This is a genomic window from Staphylococcus pasteuri, assembly GCF_030547725.1.
GTDB classification, from domain to species: Bacteria; Bacillota; Bacilli; order Staphylococcales; family Staphylococcaceae; genus Staphylococcus; species Staphylococcus pasteuri.
The window spans coordinates 1-252 of sequence record NZ_JAUOQO010000626.1 but is presented as its reverse complement, the minus strand read 5'-3'; the positions used below and the strand labels follow the sequence as shown (position 1 = coordinate 252).

The window sequence follows — 252 nt, the reverse complement described above, 5'->3', positions numbered from 1 at the left end:
CACTTAGATTTTGCAGGTTTACATGCCGACGAGGTTTTAAGTATTGAAGCCGATGTGCCGCTAATTTGGCCTGAACTGTTTGATAAGCTGAGTCGTCATCCCTATGATGAGCTAGTGGTGGTAGATATTACCGCCAGTGAAGCACTTAGTGCATATTATCAAGAATTTGCCCGTCGGGGCTTCCATATGATCACTGCGAATAAACATGCTGGCGCTAGCGAGCAAGCAAACTATGGGGCTCTGACAAAGACC

The 252-nt window shown here is 46.4% G+C and carries 1 protein-coding gene; it reads left to right on the top strand.

Annotated features, from left to right (window positions below):
• A partial coding sequence (locus Q4528_RS14965) for a hypothetical protein (RefSeq protein ID WP_303522469.1) occupies window positions 1-252 on the top strand: 252 nt, incomplete at both ends.